Source organism: Acinetobacter sp. SwsAc5 (assembly GCF_013391485.1).
Lineage (GTDB): Bacteria > Pseudomonadota > Gammaproteobacteria > Pseudomonadales > Moraxellaceae > Acinetobacter > Acinetobacter towneri.
Map to the genome: position 1 here is coordinate 36,043 of NZ_JACAXD010000006.1, position 18,174 is coordinate 54,216.

The 18,174-nt window shown below is 37.4% G+C and carries 21 protein-coding genes; 2 read left to right on the forward strand and 19 right to left on the reverse strand.

The window, feature by feature from the left end; all coding sequences use genetic code 11:
• Nucleotides 1-345: 345 nt before the first annotated feature.
• The 18 genes from HYG89_RS04780 to HYG89_RS04865 form a co-directional block, all read right to left on the reverse strand.
• A complete protein-coding gene (locus HYG89_RS04780; protein ID WP_178866291.1) occupies nucleotides 346-993 on the reverse strand; it encodes a hypothetical protein in 648 nt (215 codons plus the stop codon).
• 257 nt (nucleotides 994-1,250) lie between these two features.
• Nucleotides 1,251-1,892, reverse strand: coding sequence for a hypothetical protein (locus HYG89_RS04785; RefSeq protein WP_178866293.1), 642 nt, complete (start codon nucleotides 1,890-1,892; stop codon nucleotides 1,251-1,253).
• A gap of 462 nt (nucleotides 1,893-2,354) precedes the next feature.
• Nucleotides 2,355-2,861, reverse strand: coding sequence for a hypothetical protein (locus HYG89_RS04790; protein ID WP_178866294.1), 507 nt, complete (start codon nucleotides 2,859-2,861; stop codon nucleotides 2,355-2,357).
• 558 nt (nucleotides 2,862-3,419) lie between these two features.
• Nucleotides 3,420-3,764: a hypothetical protein gene (locus HYG89_RS04795; protein ID WP_178866295.1), complete on the reverse strand. Its 345-nt coding sequence runs from the start codon at nucleotides 3,762-3,764 to the stop codon at nucleotides 3,420-3,422.
• 211 nt (nucleotides 3,765-3,975) lie between these two features.
• The gene (locus HYG89_RS04800; RefSeq protein ID WP_178866296.1) at nucleotides 3,976-4,446 is read right to left on the reverse strand and encodes a hypothetical protein; all 471 of its coding nucleotides are present in this window, start codon (nucleotides 4,444-4,446) and stop codon (nucleotides 3,976-3,978) included.
• Nucleotides 4,447-4,935: 489 nt separating this feature from the next.
• Nucleotides 4,936-5,472 (reverse strand): single-stranded DNA-binding protein, encoded by a 537-nt coding sequence (locus HYG89_RS04805; protein WP_178866297.1) that lies wholly within the window; start codon nucleotides 5,470-5,472, stop codon nucleotides 4,936-4,938.
• A gap of 207 nt (nucleotides 5,473-5,679) precedes the next feature.
• A complete protein-coding gene (locus HYG89_RS04810) occupies nucleotides 5,680-6,102 on the reverse strand; it encodes a hypothetical protein (RefSeq protein WP_178866298.1) in 423 nt (140 codons plus the stop codon).
• Between the two features lie 232 nt (nucleotides 6,103-6,334).
• Nucleotides 6,335-6,646: a hypothetical protein gene (locus HYG89_RS04815; protein WP_178866299.1), complete on the reverse strand. Its 312-nt coding sequence runs from the start codon at nucleotides 6,644-6,646 to the stop codon at nucleotides 6,335-6,337.
• 341 nt (nucleotides 6,647-6,987) lie between these two features.
• Nucleotides 6,988-7,206: a hypothetical protein gene (locus HYG89_RS04820; RefSeq protein ID WP_178866300.1), complete on the reverse strand. Its 219-nt coding sequence runs from the start codon at nucleotides 7,204-7,206 to the stop codon at nucleotides 6,988-6,990.
• A 27-nt stretch (nucleotides 7,207-7,233) separates the two neighbouring features.
• On the reverse strand, nucleotides 7,234-8,136 hold the full coding sequence (locus HYG89_RS04825) for a DUF6685 family protein (RefSeq protein WP_178866301.1): 903 nt from the start codon (nucleotides 8,134-8,136) through the stop codon (nucleotides 7,234-7,236).
• Nucleotides 8,137-8,883 carry a hypothetical protein gene (locus HYG89_RS04830; protein WP_178866303.1) on the reverse strand — a complete coding sequence of 249 codons (747 nt, stop codon included), beginning with the start codon at nucleotides 8,881-8,883 and terminating at the stop codon, nucleotides 8,137-8,139. It abuts the gene before it with no gap.
• Between the two features lie 14 nt (nucleotides 8,884-8,897).
• The gene (locus HYG89_RS04835; protein WP_178866305.1) at nucleotides 8,898-9,815 is read right to left on the reverse strand and encodes a DUF6685 family protein; all 918 of its coding nucleotides are present in this window, start codon (nucleotides 9,813-9,815) and stop codon (nucleotides 8,898-8,900) included.
• Between the two features lie 156 nt (nucleotides 9,816-9,971).
• Complete coding sequence (locus HYG89_RS04840; RefSeq protein ID WP_178866307.1) at nucleotides 9,972-10,391, reverse strand: hypothetical protein; 420 nt, start codon at nucleotides 10,389-10,391, stop codon at nucleotides 9,972-9,974.
• Nucleotides 10,392-10,403: 12 nt separating this feature from the next.
• Complete coding sequence (locus HYG89_RS04845) at nucleotides 10,404-10,919, reverse strand: hypothetical protein (RefSeq protein WP_178866309.1); 516 nt, start codon at nucleotides 10,917-10,919, stop codon at nucleotides 10,404-10,406.
• A gap of 127 nt (nucleotides 10,920-11,046) precedes the next feature.
• Nucleotides 11,047-11,493 (reverse strand): hypothetical protein, encoded by a 447-nt coding sequence (locus tag HYG89_RS04850; protein ID WP_178866311.1) that lies wholly within the window; start codon nucleotides 11,491-11,493, stop codon nucleotides 11,047-11,049.
• 38 nt (nucleotides 11,494-11,531) lie between these two features.
• Nucleotides 11,532-11,840: a DUF2314 domain-containing protein gene (locus HYG89_RS04855; protein WP_178866313.1), complete on the reverse strand. Its 309-nt coding sequence runs from the start codon at nucleotides 11,838-11,840 to the stop codon at nucleotides 11,532-11,534.
• A gap of 375 nt (nucleotides 11,841-12,215) precedes the next feature.
• On the reverse strand, nucleotides 12,216-12,728 hold the full coding sequence (locus tag HYG89_RS04860) for a hypothetical protein (protein ID WP_178866315.1): 513 nt from the start codon (nucleotides 12,726-12,728) through the stop codon (nucleotides 12,216-12,218).
• Nucleotides 12,729-13,595: 867 nt separating this feature from the next.
• The gene (locus HYG89_RS04865) at nucleotides 13,596-14,009 is read right to left on the reverse strand and encodes a hypothetical protein (protein WP_178866317.1); all 414 of its coding nucleotides are present in this window, start codon (nucleotides 14,007-14,009) and stop codon (nucleotides 13,596-13,598) included.
• A 541-nt stretch (nucleotides 14,010-14,550) separates the two neighbouring features.
• Here HYG89_RS04865 and HYG89_RS04870 point away from each other — a divergent pair.
• On the forward strand, nucleotides 14,551-15,024 hold the full coding sequence (locus HYG89_RS04870) for a transposase family protein (protein WP_139113568.1): 474 nt from the start codon (nucleotides 14,551-14,553) through the stop codon (nucleotides 15,022-15,024).
• Nucleotides 14,916-15,386, forward strand: a complete 471-nt coding sequence (locus HYG89_RS04875; protein ID WP_077165880.1) for an IS5/IS1182 family transposase — start codon at nucleotides 14,916-14,918, stop codon at nucleotides 15,384-15,386. The genes HYG89_RS04870 and HYG89_RS04875 overlap by 109 nt, the downstream gene beginning before the upstream one ends.
• Nucleotides 15,387-16,574: 1,188 nt before the next feature.
• Here the strand turns inward: HYG89_RS04875 and HYG89_RS04880 are convergent.
• Nucleotides 16,575-17,933, reverse strand: a complete 1,359-nt coding sequence (locus HYG89_RS04880) for a hypothetical protein (protein WP_178866319.1) — start codon at nucleotides 17,931-17,933, stop codon at nucleotides 16,575-16,577.
• Nucleotides 17,934-18,174 lie beyond the last annotated feature (241 nt).

An 18,174-nucleotide genomic window follows, 5' to 3' on the forward strand; every position in this document is an offset into this window, starting at 1 on the left:
TTTAAACTCCGTTTGTTGATAAGGTTATTTTACCATTTTAAAAATGATTAAACCATTATTTTCATGCATTAAACTATTGTTTTAATTAATAAAACGACAAGACTTGTCGCACTATTGCTTTTTAAAAATTACTTATTTAAATGATGGTTTTTGCTTAAAAGAAGCAATTAATTTGCGATCCTTTATCTGATTACAGGCGAAGCCCCACCGGTGGCGTAAGCACTGGTGGCCGTAGCGTAAGCAAAGGGTGATGTGGATGGCAGCTGCGTAAGCAGATGGCCCAAGAGCGTAAGCGGGGCGCTCCCCAAAAAAAAGGGAATAAACTGTAGTCTATTCCCTGACTGTTTAAGCACAGAATTCGTATTGTCGTTCAGGATAAAGGTGTTGATAGGTGTAATGACTTGCTGATGGGTCAACTGAACATGCAAGGTAATTATCCCAACCTGTACCGATATTCTCATCAATGACTTTATCAATGATCTTATTTTGGCATTTTAAAAATGCGTAAAAAGGTAAGTTCATAAAATAATAATTAACTGCGACATGCACACGTTTCTTAAAGTTTTCCATAATAAAATCAATGATTTCTAAAACTTCACCATTGATCTTCAACCCGATGCGATAATGGTAGTTACGATCTAGCTCAAAAGGCAAGTCACCATCAAAATCTTCATCTACTGAATGAATGGATAAGCTATGTTCATTTTCATTCACTACACCCATAACACGGTTTTTTACCACATTAGTTTTTTGATTATGAGTGAGCTTTAATAAGAAATTAGTTTGGATGTGCAGGCTCAAAGGAATGCCGTTGTACTCGATTTGATACCAAGCTGATGCGATTACAGTCTTATCTGTTGTTAGTTCTACCTTATTATAAAAACAGAATTTACCGTTCATATTGATATATTTTTCACGGGCTTCTTCTGTATTAAATAATGATCCGTGATCAAGTTTGATGTCTTGGGTATCTGTTACTTTGATATTAGCCATGATTTTATACTCTATTTGCTGATGTATATATTTTATTGCATATACCACAAATAGTTAAGTAAAACACTGTAATTTAATGTTATTTATTGCTTTTCAAGACATAGTGAATAAGTAATATAAAGGTCGGGTAACGCAGGCCTTAAAATTTTTGCTCTTTGATCCGGAAAACCAAAACCCCTAGCGAAAGCATAGGGGTGGTAGCGTCAGCGAAGGGATTTTTTGAAGGGATCAAGTCATAAGACTTGATCCCTATATCATCAGATAGTGTCTTTAAGTGCGACAAGATCAGGGTAGTCTAATAGATATTCATCAATGATCATTTTGGTAACTTCTCGATAATGACCAATGAAGCCGCCTACTGATTCAAGTGTTTCGCCTTCACGATCTTCAACAGTGAAGCAATAAGTATTGCCTTGAGCATAATTATCCCAAAATTCAACTTCTTGTTCGATTTTTTCCCGTGCCGATTCAGGATTGAATTTTTCTTTTAATCCAAAATTTTGATAATCGTATCGAGTTGTGAATACCCATCCGATTTGGCCACTATCCCAACGACAGTGGAAAGGGGAGGTTGAATAAGTCACGCCGCTATGATCATAAACATAAAGCGGTTGGATTTCGATATAGCGGCCAATTTGCTTATTTTTACTTTCCAAAAATGCTTCTACGAGTTCGCGGTTTGTTTTTCCATAAACTGCAAAACCAAGCGCTTTTGCTACTTTACGCAGAACATCATTAACTTTGTCTTGGCATTCACCAGTAGAGTATTTATGTGAGGGAATAACAAAATGGCTAATGTTATCTCCGTACTCACCACTACGCGGATTTTCAGAATACTCATCGTATTGCAGTTTAAAAATATGTTGAGCTGACTCTAAAGATAATACTTCATCGTACATGATTAATACTCCATTTGCTGATATGTACATTATAACCATATACCACAAATAAGGCAATTTATTTATAATTTAGAACGACATAGAGTGACGCGCTTTGAGCTTTTCGATAAGCTTTATTTAAATGCCAAGCATCGGTGCAGCTGACGAAAAAATTCGGGACCTTTTTCCGAATACCGGCGAAGCCCCATGGTCTGTGTAAACGACCATGGCCGGAGCGTAAGCGTAGCGGATTTTTTGAAAAAGTAAGACAGGATGCCAAACTACAGTTATGGATTTCAGCATAAGGCAGGGCAAATACCAATATCCGCAATCAGTACAGCACAGAATATGAAAATCAAGATTAGTACAAAAATTTGTATCGTCTGCTAGACGTAAATCAAAACCAAGTTCTTCCAACGCATCGGTCAGGCTGATACATTTTTCTTCCAAATGATCAGCAGAGTTGATCCAACCTATTAATTTTTAAATCATGTTTTTAATAGTTTTATAGACAGGAATGATTGGGTATAAGTGACCTGAATTAATTTCATAATTGAACTCATTAGGCATCCCGTATCGATCTTCATCTTGAACTAAAGCGGCTAAATAAATTTTATGTAACATGCGTTTTTCATTCAAGATAGCTGTTTTCTCAAAGCTCATAAGCTTTGGATATTTGACCAGTGTTTCAGCCAACAGTTTTTCTGCATCAATGAAACTACCAGTAGGACAGTCATTGGCGAAAGTAATGGTTGAATTTCCCGCAAGAATGAATGCTTTAACTTGTTCAAGATAGTTCTGTTGATCAAATTCAGACAGCATTTCAATAAGAATTTTATCGTTTTCTTTTAGATTTATATTTGATTTTCCAGTAAGGAAAGCCACTTTTGCATAATCGCCATCTTGAAGAATGTTACGGGCAAAAACAACAGGAGAGCCGCCTAAAAATCCTACGCCTAAATCCAGTTTTTTAAGTTTTGAAATCATCATGTTGATACTCTATTTGCTGATATATTAATTATAACCATATACCACAAATATAAAAGTAAATTTATGTAAGTATGCTTTTCAAAAAGTATTCGATATATACCTTTCATTTGTCCGTTTTACCGGTACTGATCAGCGCTCCCTTTTTCTGAATACGGCACAGCCCCACCGGTGGCGTAAGCGCCGGTGGCCGCAGCGTAAGCGAAGGGGAGTAGATATCCGGTGTGTCAGCAGCGGATCGTAGCGTTAGCGAAGCATCTGTTCTTCATGCTATAAGGTTGAGCCATTAGGCGAGTGCAACTGTAGGCAGTTCGTTTATATGGGGGGGCTAGGATTTAATTGGGAAAAAATTGCAGCAGAGATTAGCTGCGAAAGCAGCGCCGCGAAAACAATAAAATTCATGGCCAAAGCCATAGAATTTTAAAATGTTTTCAGATCGTGGAGGGACACGATCATTGAACAGCGCGAAGCGCCATTAGCGGCTGCGGGACAGCCGCTAACTGCTCAAAATCCTTGAGCTAAAACTTTGAGATATTTCAAGTAACGTGCAGGGAATGAAATTTAACCGATTTCACGTTCAGCAAGAATCACTTTCAAAGTTTTCAAAGCCGATTCAAAACCTTCTGAAATTAAGTGAACTAAATAATCCGGTGAATTGCCTTCTAACTGTTCGATTGGAGTAAATTCTTCTCCAAAAGCACTTTCAAATAATTCTTCAAAATCATCAGCTGAAAGATCAGCATTCATAAGGTAGTCATAAACTTCTGAAAAGCAAACATCACGATCACCGCTAAAGCTCAAGATATTGGTAATTGCATCAGATTTTAGAATCCGGATCGCCGTGATGCTTAATGGATTTTTTTCAAAGTGTGCTTTAACTTTTGCTTGATCAAGATAGTTATACATGGTTTTGAACTCCGTTTGTTGATGTGTATATTTTATATCAAGTTGCTGATAAATAGATGTTTATTAGTGTTTTATGCGTCATTGATTGTCGCTTTTAAAACTTTTGAACTAAGTCAGCCAGTCATAATGAAGGGAGCTATTGGCTCTCTTTTTTTTGTCAGCACTTTTCTATGGACATAAAAAAACCTGTCATTTGACAGGCTATTGAGTGTTAAACAGCATTTTTGAGGATTTTTAAATCCCATGGCATAAGGGAATCAACGTAGTCATCAGATACCGTATCTAGGTCATCTTGAGTCAGGCCAATGTATCCATCCTGAACCGTCAATGAATCTACAGTAACAGCGAACCAGTAAGAGCTAGAATCTAAATAGACGCAGCGACCATAATCAGGATCGTTATCGAACCCCAAAATTTCACAGTTAATGAAAGCATTGCCGTATTCATTGGTAAAAGTTACCAACTGTCCAGTTTTCAGGTTTTTAGCATTCAGATCAGGTGCTAAATCAGAGCTATATCCGCTGATTTTGGCAAGGAATAACGCCTTAAAGTGTTGTGACTGGACATAAGATTGAATCAGCATTTTTTTATCCTTGATACGCTCAAGAAGGCCAACAGTATTGAGATTTGGATGCTGAATTTTGCTGATGAAGTTTTTGATATCTGTAGTTTGAAATTTCATGGTTATACACTCTATTGCTGATAAATAAATTATAACCATATACCGCATTTTGTGCTGTTACTTAATGTAAATTATTGATTTAAAGTGTATTGTATTAATAAAAACACTAATGAATGCTTTTAAATATCGTGAATTGATTAGTTGATTTAGGTCGGCTTGTTGATGCACTAAATTTTGGGCGCATTCTTATTTAAATACCGGCGAAGCTCTACGGATCGCGCAAGCGATTTGGAGCCAGTGCGTAAGCTATGGGGTGTAGAAAGCCAATGAGTAAGCATTGGTGCGTAGCGTAAGCACAGCGGATTTTTGGATGTCAGATTATGGACAATCACGGAATCACAGATAAAAAAAAGCCTGCCGTTGGGGTGTCGGCAGGCCAAAACTTGATAAAAATCGGTACTCACAATCGGAGTAAAAGAGTACCGATATTAAAATCCGCAGCCATTTACGGAGTATCAGCAACAGAGCAGGCTGCGGAATCTGAGTGGCTTACGCCGATGTCTTGCGTCCATTATTGCGGTTGTTGTAACCACTTTGGTTATAACCGCGACCCCCTTGATTTTGGTTGTTATAGCCACCTTGCTGCGGTGGATTTGGGTAGCCACCTTGGTTGCCATAGCCACCCTGAGAAGGAGCGCTATTGTCGTAGCCGTGCGGTTCAGGGTTTCCATAGAACTGCTGGCCTTGATTGGTATTGCCTTGCACCTGACCGAGTTCACCTTTCACGATACTGAAACGGTTCACTTTGATCTCAGCCGAGTGACGACTTTGATTGTGTGGATCAGTCCACTGGCGATATTCAAGAGCACCTTCAACAAGGATCGCATCACCTGATTTAAGCGCTGATACGAGCTGTGCTGCTTGGTTATAAAAAACCAACGTGTGCCATTGGGTCTTTTTGTTATCGCCCGAACCTGAGTTCGTAGCAATTTTCAAAGTAGCTTTCCAGTTACCATCATCGAATTGGAACATTTCAGGCGGTTGGCCAACATGACCGAGTAATTGAACTGAGTTAAATGTTTGCATGGCAGGTTCTCCAAATATGCAAAAAGCCGAAACTTGAGATGCATTCAGTATCTCAACCTTATGTATAATATTATAACCATATACCACAAATAAAATAGTGATGAAGTGTGAACAAATGTTGTGTAGTGTAAAGATTGCTTTTAAAAAACAAGAAGATATATGAAAAAAAGAGCAGGGTGTGAATCTGCTCTGAAAGGGTAAACTTGTTTAAACGGATTTGCTTATTGGCTCGGCCAGTTTTTTAACTTTGTATTTCACATGGTTGTAATTGGCATTTGAATAGTAGCCTTTGTATTTCATCTTCTTAATCTCAAGTGCCAGTGATAATGCCTGATCTTTTTTGAGGTCGGGAATGATGCCATTTTGATAATCTTCATGGATTTCTGTGACGACCTGATTAATATAAGACGCATGATAGTTTTCGCATTCTTGGGTCAGACCGGCAAATAAAATACCAGTGATGCCGAAACACAAGAAACTGAACAAGGCTTTCTCAAAACTGTGATCACTTGAGCGAAAATATGCGACTGTAAGCGCTAATGCAGGGATTAAAATGCAGCCTAAAATGACCTTATCCCAAGCTGAAAGAAAGTGAAATGTATCACTTATAACTAATAGTAAATATTCCATAACATGCCCCAATTTATAATTATTTATATTTTATAGCATATACCACAATTTGTTGGTTTTATTCTGTAAATATATGATTTTAAATGTTAAAACCAAGTGTAAGTTATAATTTTTCGTTGAATGAATAATTTATTAAAAAACTCACACTATAAAATTACCAGTCTTTTTCAGAGGTATTTAAGACAGACATAAAAAAACCGGCTTAAATGCCGGTATTTTTAAAGGGGATCGCTTATTTAGCGATTTCTTCCCATGTGATTTCAAACTGCTCGACAGTCTTGATGTTGCCAATCCAATCATCACCTTCGTGGCCCACAATGGCACGATTGTTGTAATGTTCAATGATGCAGCCTACTATGCAATCACCCAATTCAATACCGTGGTTTTCCAAAATTTCACGATAGTTCAGGCGGCTCACGGCGTTGTGAATCTGAGCTGTGCGGCAAGTTGCTTCCGCTAGAAGTGCATCATATTCATAGCCTTCCAAGCCGATATTGCGTAACTGAACTTTGTATTCTTTTTTATTAACTGCTACTGTATTCATTCTAATGTACTCTGTTTGCTGATGTGGTTATTATAACCATATACCACAATAAAAAAAGTAAAAATATGTAAGTTATGCTTTTAAAATTACATGATTTAATTAGATGCAGCAACCAAATCCATAGGCAGATTTTTTGCCGGCCCCACATTTTCTGAAAACCGGCGAAGCCCCACTGGTCGCGCAAGCACCTGTGGCCGCCGCGTAAGCAAAGGGGAATAGAGAGCCGATGTGTAAGCATTGGCACGTAGCGTCAGCGGAGCGACCTCTAAAAAGCACCTAGTTCCAAGCACAAAAAAACCGGATTAACCGGTTTTTCCATCATAGCTATGGCTGTTTGCAGTTTAAGCAGCTTTCAGGTTCATTTCATATTCTCCATTTTTGACGTTTTCAAGTTTTAGAATTTTAAATTCGCTGCTTTTCATTTTAGCCTTTTTATAAAACTTGATCGCTTGATGAATACGTTCAAATTTTAGAAAGTTACATTCACCAAGTAATCGCGTGTCGTGGGTTGAGCCATTTTGAACAATGTATCCGAACTCTAAGTGTTTAATCACAAACATTGTTTTTATCTCCTAAATTGTTCAAGTTTAGACTGTATTTTCTTTAATGTATTTCTGATAGATCGGTGAGCTGATCTGAGCTTGCAATAGATCGGAAAGAATCTCGTTAAAATCCGTCAATTCTTTTGATAGTACAGCAAGTATATCCTTTGGACAGTTCGCACGTTGCACTATCAATAGATAATCTTCACCGGTGATTTCTTCTTTTTTGACTGAAATGTAGGGTATGTCCAGTTCATCCAAAATTTCTGTGATCTCGTAATTCTGCTGCAATGGAACCAAGAATTGAGCATACATATCAGTGAAGTCGTTAAATTCTAATTCATTGAAAACAACTGCTTCAAGTGGAGCCTTCACCTTTAAATCCTTGCCAAGCTTTTTGGCCAGTGCCGCAGCATGAGCAAACCGGTTATGGCCATTTCTTGACTCAAGGATCAAGCGGTTTGACCATCCAAAGAGTTTGAAACGATCAATATCATCAATCTCAAAATCTATACCAGTTTGGGCGCTAGTCAGATATTTAGTTTTGATATTGGCATCAAAAGGATCAGGATATTTTTCGGAATGAGCATGGAAACTTTCAATGCTGTCATACATGGACATATTACCGAGATCGGCTATCCCCATTTTAAAAGCATTTACATCAGCAATTGAAATATCAGTCCGGTGCAGGCTTATTTCTGTAAATAACAGTGATGCAGCCGAAGCGATCTCAACCCCAATATCATGATTACGAGACTTGATCACATTGACGTTAATGTCATGAGTCATATTGTAAAGGTCGTGCAGCTGCGGGATGCTTTCAGAATTGAAATTGTCTGCAAATATGAGTTCAAGTTTTAAGTCACTGACCAAGGCCTGTTTGCCTAAATATTTAGCCATTGGGTTTGGTTTTAATGCTGACTTAACCTTGTTGAATATACTGGTCATTTATATCCCTTCTGATTCTTCACTGGCGATCAGTGCTTCCATGTGATTTGGTGCTATGAGAGTGAAATAGGTAGGGTAGGCTAACAATTGGATCAGATGGCCATTATCCCCGATATTGAAATGCAGCTCAGGTAGTACACGTTCACTACTCAAATTTAACTTCACTTTTTGCGCACTAAAACGGGTTCCGGCTTCTGCATGTGACAGAAAATCTAGTCGGGTCAGGAACGGCTTTAATTCGTCATTTAAAACGTAATGATCACCACTTTTGACGACCGCTTCATACTTAAACCGCATACCGATGGCGCGGCCATTTTCCAAAAAGTCCATTTCCCATTTACCGGCATCAACCCATGCTGTGATGTCTTTGGAAAGGCGGTCTTTAAATTTGTCGCATACGGTTCCAAATTCCAGTAGGAATTCATTGACATTTTCTACAGTAAACGGCAATGGACGTTCAGACTTAAAACCTAGAATCGCAGAATGGTCATAGAAGGTGTCAAAATTGATCAGATTTAGCAGTCTCTCCCAAAGTTGCGCATGGATAGCAGATTGACGCAATTCTTTGAATTTGGCCATCGTAGCGCAATCTAGCAGCATGATCTGTTGAAACTCAGCACCAAGCTGCTTGGTTTGATCCAAGATGCTTTGCTCGACATTGTTAACGCCATCCATTAGCGCATTGCCGTATTCGACAAGTTTTTCTGCGGTGTCAGGTCTGCACCCAAAAATTGATTGTTGTCTCATGCTATTTTTCCTTATTATTTTGATTTGATTGCTAGATAGTTGTTAAGTAGTGAATTGCGCTTTTGGACATTGTATTGTGCAATCAAAACACGGTTAAAGTCGGTATAGACACGCTCAAGATGGTTAATGGTGATTTTTTTGAGCTGATGATCTTTTGGTAATGAATTACGCTCAACAATATAAATATAGCTTCCGCATGGGAAATATTCATCGTATCTGAGAGCAACATAACCGACTTTACGTTTTTCTAGGTAGTTATCGATATAATCAGTTTCATACTTAGGGACGATAAAAGAATGATATTTTTGATTAAAAATATCTAATACGTGTGGATCAATAAGGATCATTTGTAGTGAATCTACCATTACCTTGTTGTAACCGAGCTTTCGGGCAATATAAACCGCAGAACAAAGTCTGTGTGAAAGATCACCGGCATTATGAAAAAGCTGATTGCTCCACCCATAGATCACAAAAGTATTTTCCCTTTTAAATACTTTTTCGCATTGTTTTAAAAGGTTTGTTAAGTTCTCCATAGTCACTTTATCAGCATAGAACATGGATTCAGCTTCAACGAACTGATCTAAATCGACATAATCCAATTCATTATCAGATTGCTCTTGGCCTGCACTTACCACACCTGAAATGTCGGTAAGAAATATTGGTACTTTGACTGTATCAATGGTGAATAAATTTTTAAGGATTATATTTAGGTCGGGAAAGTGGGTTGTTGAAAAGGCCACCCGCGCAGATTTCAGGGTTTCATATTTAGCGATACCCCGCATTGAAAAACTAGGACGGTTATTCCATACCATTTTTTTGTTCACTCCATTATGTTTGGAGTGATCATACGAAGATGAAGGTTCAGAAAAAGTATCCAAGAAGGCTTTTAGTGCAGCTGCGATAGCTATAGGTATTCGATTCAGTATATTCATTATTTTGTTCGCTTAAAAACATTAAATTAATTATACCATATACCACAATTATTTATTCTATGTGTTTTGTATATTTGTGTTTTTTATCTTATTAAGATCAAAATAAAAGCCCAAGGATTCGGGCTTTTTTACAAAAATTGTTATTAGATATTTTGCTTATACGGCGATTGGCTGTTCAGCATAGATTTTATCAAAATTGCTACTGGCTATGGATGTTGTTTTTGCAGTCTGATAAAGGTCAGTCAGAAAGGCATTCATAACGGCGTTGCTGATGGTTTGGGTAGGGTCTATATCTTGAGGGGTGAATATTGCTTTTTCCTCAAATTCAGCCACTTTCAGGTGAGTCATAACGGTTTCTTGATCCGCATTATTACTCACCATTAAAGATACGATAGTTAAATCATCGGCAGGGATACCGGTTTCATGGATCGCCGTGGCAAATAATCGTTTAACTTCTTCAATTCCATGGCCAAACAGGTAGCAGGCAAATTCTTCCGTTTCGGCATTGGGGTACTTACTTGCTTCCGTGATATACATAAACACGTAGGCAATCATCATTTTATTTTTTTCATCCATCATTGATTCCTTTTAGATTTCAATATTACTTGAAGGCTTTTTGCCCTTTTTCAAAATTTCATCGGCTTTTTCATTCACGATATCAAGCTTCATTTGGTTAGTTATCTCAGTGATCTGTTCCAGTAGCCCAAGAACATGACGCACATTGATATTTGAGTAATAGCCTTTTTCCTTCATGGCTTGAATATCATTGATTGCTTTGACAGTCAGCCGTCTTTCCGGACCATAACAAATGTCTTTAATAGCGCAGTCAGATAAGATGATTTGAGCTTCGCTAAAAAGGATAGCCTTTTCTGTTGTAACTGCATTCGTATAAGAAATAAATACACCCACAAGTACACCCGCTACAAAAAGGCAGTAAGCTTTAGCGGATATCTGACTGCTATGAGTCATAGGATGGGCTTTTCGGATCAGGTAGGCACGGATAGCTACAATGATGATGGTCAGAATACCGATACCCATGATAGCAAGTAGGGTGGTATCGCCGTATTGCAAAAAATCACTAAACCGCGTTGCGATTGAACTCATATAGAAAAACCCCTGATTTTAAATTTTTATAAACCCTAGCAAGTGAACCAATCCAACATTTTGTAGGTATCGGCTCATAAGAGCCATGTGTTGTACTTCCTATATACAGGGAAAAGACACTACGCCTTTAGCTGAATACTTTGAGATACAAAAAACCGGTGTAAATCACCCCTAGACTGATTAGAGATACGCCGTTGATATTGGTATAGAGCTTGGCTGTCTTAAACAATCGCTGTGCATCGATAATGCCAGTCCCATATTCAAGGGTATTTTTGCGTTTACGGGCAAGATAGTCAGTCATCAGGTACAGACAAGTGATGGATAAGAACCATACCAGTAAATATTCAATACTGGCTGTATTGTGATTAAAGATATTTTCAGCGTAATTGGTATCACCGAATACACTCATCATCAGAATATAGATTGCTATAAGGAGGGCGGGGGTCGCTGCCATAATTTTGTATTGGTCACTCAAACGATCCAAGCTACCAAGATAGCTTGAAGATCGATTGACGTTTAGACCCCGAATAGAGGTTTCGATATAAAAGGCTAGAGAAACAATAACCACTAGCATGATACAGATTCCCATAGATGCCCCCTTAATCCCGTGAATTAATTGAAATTGACGTTACAGATATGCTTTGTTTCAAATTTGATATCCATACCCAAGCTTAATTTTTTATTGTTAGGCTCATTGTCGAGTTCACCCTTGAATTCACTATTATTAATTTCAGTGATTTTGATCCACATACGTTCAGAATTCACAGGTACGCCGTGGGGAGTATGAACTGTTTCATCATAAAGAAACACGATTTTTGCGAAATCACCAACTTTGAGTTGAGCGATATCTTCTGCATCCGGAATATGGAATGTTGTAGGGTGTTCATTATTTTGTGCAATACAATCTAGTAGTGAATACATGATTAATAACCTCTAGGTGTTGATGTTATAAATAATAACATATACCACAAATTAACATAGTAATTGTATGTAATATTACGCTTATATATTTGTTATTTTATAAAAAATAAACGCCGTAGCAGACTTTAGATTTTTTTACATATACCACGTTAAAACAGTTAGTGATAGTGACAGACGGCGTATTGATCTGCTTTTAAAAAAACTGCATTTGGTTAGTACCCGCAGTATCAGACCTTCCTTTTACCGAAAAATTTGCGCATCCATTTTTGAATACCGGCCACCAGTTCGCAGCTGTGAAAACTGGAACCGGATCAGGCAGAAAAAAAGCACCGCTTTGGGTGCTTGATCTGTATATAGGGAGCTATACACCGATGTTTATCCCTCAACCATATCTAAGGGAGACTTCATCCAAAGCCGATAGTAGTGTTCAACCTGATTAAAGATCAGACTATCATTTGCACCTACCATGCCATTCATAATCAACCTTGTTTCCAGTAGGTTCAGCAATACACTGAATTTAAAGATGGTCGCTTCACGCATTTCCAAATGACATTCAGGTAAATACCACTGAAAGATACGGTTCACGATTTTTAGAAACATATCGTAAGCACCTTCCGGCAGCTGCTCCAATTCGACAGCTTTAATGCCATCCGGAAATGAAACTACGGCGCATAGCTTATCGTTACGGAACAGATTGAAGTTCACGGAAATCGCTTTACCAAGATTCACTTGATCAAATTCAGCCTGATTTTCTTGTGATCTTCTGACTTCATATAAATGAATGAATGTCAGCGGTTCAAAAAAAGATTGGTACAGGGATGGATCACTCAGTTCATGCAAATCGAATGATGTAAAAGGTGCAAAATCTTGGATGGTACTAAGTCGCATAAAATAACTCCTGACTTAACGAATACCGGCTTTTTTCGCTCTTTCGTCTAAGTGGTGACGCAATCCTATACAGAAAGCACATAGGGTCACGATAAGAATAGAACGCATGATCTCGATAGAAATTTGAGCAAAGGTTTCCATAGATGGATACTCTATTTGCTGATGTTGAATCAATTATAACATATACCACTATAAACAGGATGAAGGAGTTTGTGATCAATAGTTACTGAGGTCGGCAGATTACGCTTTTCAAAATCTTGAATCAGAAAAAATGCAGACATCCACGGCGTTCCCAAAATCGCGCCAAGAAACATGATCAGTTGAATACCAATAAGTACATACAGGGAAATAACAAGGTTCCAGTCTATATAGAGCACTATAGAGGGAAGGGGATTCAGCAGACAAAAAGAAAGCGCCGAGTTAAGCGCTTTATAAAATGGAAAAACGATTATGCAATTTCGTTCATCTTTCAAATTTTATATCTATATTAACCTAAGTCCAGTAATAAATTTGAACCACCAGTATCACTTTAGTCCATAAAAAAGCAGCTCTATGGGTGCTTGGTCTACTTTTGCTGTATATAGGAATACAACTAAACCCTTGGCCAACCCATACAGAAAGAGCTGAATTAATATTCGTTGATTATACAGATAACAAAATGAGATTAGGTTTTTCCTATTCCTTGTAGTGGTCACACAGCATATTCAATGACAAGAAAGGTCAATCCTACGGCGCAATCCTATCTATGAGGACATAGCTGTATATAGACATCTATGGATATATCGGTATAGGTCACTATAAGAAATCGCATTACTGCATCAGTAGAAGTGGAAAATTATGGAAAGGGTATATAGGAAGGTACAAAGCTTATAAGAATGCACGGAACAAGAAATGAACGGCCAAATCAATTCCGAATGCGACAAAGCCAATATTGTATATAGAGTGGAACCACAAAATACTTTTGTATTTTTCACGAGGAATGATCGCCGTAGCTCTACGTGGTAATTTGTCAAATTGCTTCTGACCATTTTCATAACCAAATAGGCATACTGCTCCAATACCGATAAGTATGAACAGAAACTTATCAGTAAAATCGCGTGGAATATTACGGAAGGGATTAAGCATGTAGTTAATGTCGATCAGCAGGCCTACAGTCAATACAACCCAAAAAGCCAATGTGACAAAACCAATCGCTACAATCTTGGCCAAGGCATCGATCCGCAGCATTTTGACCTCAAGGCCTAAATAACCGTCCGGTTCCATATCCCATAAAAAGGCCATATTCCGTCCTACCTTATATAAGTAGCAAATACCAAGTAAGCAGACGAAAACCACAAAAACCAATTCAACCATGAAAAGGTGATTCCTCTTTAGAGAGTATTCTAAAATTGATTGTAGTTAATAAACATCAAGTATATGCCCATATAATAATTTAATTTACTAATCTTTCGTAATGGTTAATAAATACAATGGGGAATAGACTAAGAATTGAGACATACTCATTGAAGCAAAGTGCTCATTCAATCAAACATCTTATTCTTTGTATCTTTGATGGCCCATAGGTCAATACTATGACCTAAGTTCACGAAGGAACAACGTGATAAGGCCACAAGACAATCTAATCATTATCCATTCAAAACAACCATACTGGATGAATAGTGCCAAGGATACTATTCATACAATTGTCACAATAGATCATTCTTGAGCAGAGATCAATTCGTAAAAGTTCATCAATAGACTTCCTTCATAAATCAAAAAACGTACAATTTATTTGATCTTAAATTAATCAGCAAAATTATTTAATTCAAGGGATAATCCTTGGATGAAATTCAAAGATATTCAAAAATTATCAGACGTTAAGTTTCGTAGGCTTACTGGTGTTAGTTGGGCTACATTTAACCTCATGTTGGCCGAGCTAAATAAGCATTTACCTTGTCATATTGGTAAAGGACGACCGCATAAATTACCGTTGGAAGATCGTTTGCTCTTATGTATAGAATATTGGAGAGAATATCGAACATTTTTTCATCTTGGTATGAGTTACGGTGTATCTGAAACGAGTGCAATTCGTATCACACGTGTTATTGAAGATACCTTAATCCGTTCTGGAAAATTTAACTTGCCAAAACAACTTCCTAATCGAGATGAAGTGGATTGGGAAGTTGTTGTGATTGATGCAACTGAAATATTAGTTCAACGTCCAAAAAAAAACAGAAGAAATGGTATAGCGGTAAAAAAAAGCGACATACCTTTAAATTTCAGCTATCTATGCACTATACAACAGGTGAAATACTGAGTGTATGTGGAAGTCATGGAAGCATGCATGATTTTAAAATATTCAAAAAAAGCATGAGGAAATTAAAATTTAAGCCCTTTTTTATCGTTGATAAGGGGTATTTAGGGATAAAGAAATTGGGTTTTGGATGCCTCATGCCATCTAAAGCAAAGAAAACTGAAAAACTAGATTCTGAATTAAAAAAGTTAAATAAAGAGATTGGTCGTAGACGAATTCAAGTAGAGCATGTATTTGGAAGGATGAAATGTTTTAAGATTTTATCTTGTGTATATAGAAATCGTCGTAAACGATTAAACCTGCGGTTTAATTTACTTGCTGGCATATACAATTTAGATTGGGTGAAAGATAAACTATTAAATTGATTGAAAAATGATTTATGAAGGAAGTCTAATGACATACATTATTAGATAATAAATATATAATCCAATGAACAAGAATTGATAATAAGAACCAAGATTATAGAAACCTATAAAAACTCAAATGGTCGGCCACGGCGTTAGCCAAATTCTATGCTCTGACTCGATACTTCCCGAAGAAATGATCTTGCCTATTTGTGTGCCAGTACATCAAAAAAAACACAGAAAATAATTTATCCATAGCCTGTATTGCACAAAACAAATGTAATAAAAGGACCACTCAGTAACGCCGTAACAAGTCTGACTACCCAAGACCTGATACCAAAAACCACTTCAAGAATGGTTCCTTCTTATGGGGTGGTATAGAGTCCAATGAAGGTCCAACCACGATAAGGTGATCTCACTTCATGTCCTTTAGATGTCAAATCCATTGGACAATCCGTTAGAGTGCATACGCTAGCGCGGGTGATCATAGCAAACTACAATGTTCAAAATTAAATCAATGACCCTTATAGATGTCTATATAAAAAGAAGGGCAGCATCCGGATCAGGGGTATTCATGGCCATAGCCTTAATAGGTAAAAATTATTAATCAGATCACAAAAGCCAGTGGGTGCGGGAGTGTATAGGCTCATATCAATCAGGTGGGCAGAGTACAGAACAAGCGTCAGCGTAGTTCTGAGATGCGTCAAGCATCCTATATTTTCAGAGTTCATCATATTTAACCAAGCACATACTTTGATTAAATCAATCCAGTTGAATATTTATTTGAGCATTAGCGAAAATAATGCAGCGTCAGCGTAGCATTCCCTCCGGTATATGACAGGCTTAAAATGCCACTAGCATTTTAAGACAGTGCACAATAATAATAAAAATATCCCGTGAAAAAGTTTCACCAAATTTTGAGACGGCGCACACCACAAGGATTCATAAAAAATACATTGAATTACAATGGGATAAGAAGTGAAATTAAGTAAAGAATGTACCAAAATCACCAGTGGGCATAGAAAAGAGTGAAACTAGGTCAAAAAAATGCCAAAAAGTTTCACCAAATTTCACCAAATCAACAGAAACAGCAACGGCGCTCCATTAAAGCGCCGTAGCGATAAGTTTCACCAAAGTTTCACCAATGGAAAAAATTTTGGTGAAAGTACCCTATTGGGACCTGTACAAAATTTATTCTAATTATAAAAATTAGAAAGTATCAGATATAAAAATAGGGTCCATTACTTTATAGCGCTGAATAAAATTAATTATATCCTCAGCTGTAATATCAAAATTTTCATATTTATTTGGCTCAGTTTGATTAATAAGCATATTAATCGTAGTAACACTTGCTTCCTTTAATTCATCACTAGATGCACGTATTACTTTTCTTAGCTTACGATTATGTACTTTTCTTAATTCCTCTTGCTGCTTCATTTTCTCCAAGGTAATGCTTGCTATAATACAATCATTATGGAACTCCTTAAATTTTGTATAAGGATTTGGAGAAAAGCGTACATAGTGCAATTTAGTAGGGAATGATAACTTACTGTAAATATTAGGATAATTCCGTTTAAGGTCACTACGGACCTTAGCATTGATTAAGCCAATCTGATGACGTACGCCGTGGAAGTTCCCGCGAGAATAAAGTCGTTTAAAACTCTGCTCAAAGCCATCCGGATTTTTCGGAATATCGATCAGTTTACGGCGCATTTCTAGGGCCAAACGATCAAGATATTCTTGGGTAAAGTACCAAGTAAATCGTACAGATTTTTTAGATTTTCGTTTAAAAATATGAAGATAGCGGTTATTGGTGCGATTGTAATGTTTGAACAATAATCGCATTACTTCATTGTATGGAGTATTCGGCTCCACCTTCACCCCATAGGATTTATGAAGTTCAGCAATGGCCTGATCATAGTTATAAGACTTGTCCTTATCCATATCTTTAAGGTAAAGGAAACCAAAGTTCTTCTTGATAGATTCGTACTTTTGCTCATCAGATTTAGCCACGGCGCTACCAAGTGAAATGCTGTCATTCGATCCATCAATTGACCTAATTGACAGAGCAGCATCGGATTTGCCTTGTGCATTAAATTTGGATTGGACTAGGGGGACACCGAATCGAGAAGGGGTAAGATACTCTTTGGACAGGCTATCTTTCATATCGTCATAGATGACGTACTGGCCCAAAACGTACTCTTTGAATTTGATCAGCTCATTAGGATTCTGAGTAATCACATTCATCAAGTTTTCTTCACGCTTGAGTCGAGTGTTCAGTAGACCGACATCTTCATTTAATTTTTTACTACTACGATCAGTGGATTTGAATCCGGTAGTAAATAACCAAAACGTCAGATATCCAACCTCACTAGGATTATAGTTCACTATAAGGGTCCATATAGGCTTCCCTTGGCGTGAAAGTTGATAGCGTTGGTCTTGATTGAGATCAAGAGAATACTTTGAAATGAGCTTAGGAATAACAGAATTCACTTTTTCCGTAGGGATAGTTGAAGTCATCCAGTAACGACAATTCCCTACAGAAACGCAATTTAGAATGGCTTGCATACAATGTGATGTTTTAATTGTATAGATGATCATAAAATAAACAATTCGTAAGAAATACACCTAGACTATAAAAGTACCCCTAGAGAAATACAATATTTCACAAAGTTTTTTTTGTGAATTTAGCTTAAAACTCAATGAACATGGCTGTTCTATAAATAAGAGTTCCTGACCTGAGCGATTTTGAGGGCTGAGTAACTTGCTGAACATAGTTTTTTAGCTTTATTCTTGGCCTGCCAAAATA

Excerpts from the sequence above, each read along its gene's own strand:
- HYG89_RS04780 (WP_178866291.1), bottom strand. The coding sequence starts at position 993 with ATGGCTAATATCAAAGTAACAGATACCCAAGACATCAAACTTGATCAC.
- HYG89_RS04785 (WP_178866293.1), bottom strand. The coding sequence starts at position 1,892 with ATGTACGATGAAGTATTATCTTTAGAGTCAGCTCAACATATTTTTAAA.
- HYG89_RS04790 (WP_178866294.1), bottom strand. The coding sequence starts at position 2,861 with ATGATGATTTCAAAACTTAAAAAACTGGATTTAGGCGTAGGATTTTTA.
- HYG89_RS04795 (WP_178866295.1), bottom strand. The coding sequence starts at position 3,764 with ATGTATAACTATCTTGATCAAGCAAAAGTTAAAGCACACTTTGAAAAA.
- HYG89_RS04800 (WP_178866296.1), bottom strand. The coding sequence starts at position 4,446 with ATGAAATTTCAAACTACAGATATCAAAAACTTCATCAGCAAAATTCAG.
- HYG89_RS04805 (WP_178866297.1), bottom strand. The coding sequence starts at position 5,472 with ATGCAAACATTTAACTCAGTTCAATTACTCGGTCATGTTGGCCAACCG.
- HYG89_RS04810 (WP_178866298.1), bottom strand. The coding sequence starts at position 6,102 with ATGGAATATTTACTATTAGTTATAAGTGATACATTTCACTTTCTTTCA.
- HYG89_RS04815 (WP_178866299.1), bottom strand. The coding sequence starts at position 6,646 with ATGAATACAGTAGCAGTTAATAAAAAAGAATACAAAGTTCAGTTACGC.
- HYG89_RS04820 (WP_178866300.1), bottom strand. The coding sequence starts at position 7,206 with ATGTTTGTGATTAAACACTTAGAGTTCGGATACATTGTTCAAAATGGC.
- HYG89_RS04825 (WP_178866301.1), bottom strand. The coding sequence starts at position 8,136 with ATGACCAGTATATTCAACAAGGTTAAGTCAGCATTAAAACCAAACCCA.
- HYG89_RS04830 (WP_178866303.1), bottom strand. The coding sequence starts at position 8,883 with ATGAGACAACAATCAATTTTTGGGTGCAGACCTGACACCGCAGAAAAA.
- HYG89_RS04835 (WP_178866305.1), bottom strand. The coding sequence starts at position 9,815 with ATGAATATACTGAATCGAATACCTATAGCTATCGCAGCTGCACTAAAA.
- HYG89_RS04840 (WP_178866307.1), bottom strand. The coding sequence starts at position 10,391 with ATGGATGAAAAAAATAAAATGATGATTGCCTACGTGTTTATGTATATC.
- HYG89_RS04845 (WP_178866309.1), bottom strand. The coding sequence starts at position 10,919 with ATGAGTTCAATCGCAACGCGGTTTAGTGATTTTTTGCAATACGGCGAT.
- HYG89_RS04850 (WP_178866311.1), bottom strand. The coding sequence starts at position 11,493 with ATGCTAGTGGTTATTGTTTCTCTAGCCTTTTATATCGAAACCTCTATT.
- HYG89_RS04855 (WP_178866313.1), bottom strand. The coding sequence starts at position 11,840 with ATGTATTCACTACTAGATTGTATTGCACAAAATAATGAACACCCTACA.
- HYG89_RS04860 (WP_178866315.1), bottom strand. The coding sequence starts at position 12,728 with ATGCGACTTAGTACCATCCAAGATTTTGCACCTTTTACATCATTCGAT.
- HYG89_RS04865 (WP_178866317.1), bottom strand. The coding sequence starts at position 14,009 with ATGGCCTTTTTATGGGATATGGAACCGGACGGTTATTTAGGCCTTGAG.
- HYG89_RS04870 (WP_139113568.1), top strand. The coding sequence starts at position 14,551 with ATGAAATTCAAAGATATTCAAAAATTATCAGACGTTAAGTTTCGTAGG.
- HYG89_RS04880 (WP_178866319.1), bottom strand. The coding sequence starts at position 17,933 with ATGCAAGCCATTCTAAATTGCGTTTCTGTAGGGAATTGTCGTTACTGG.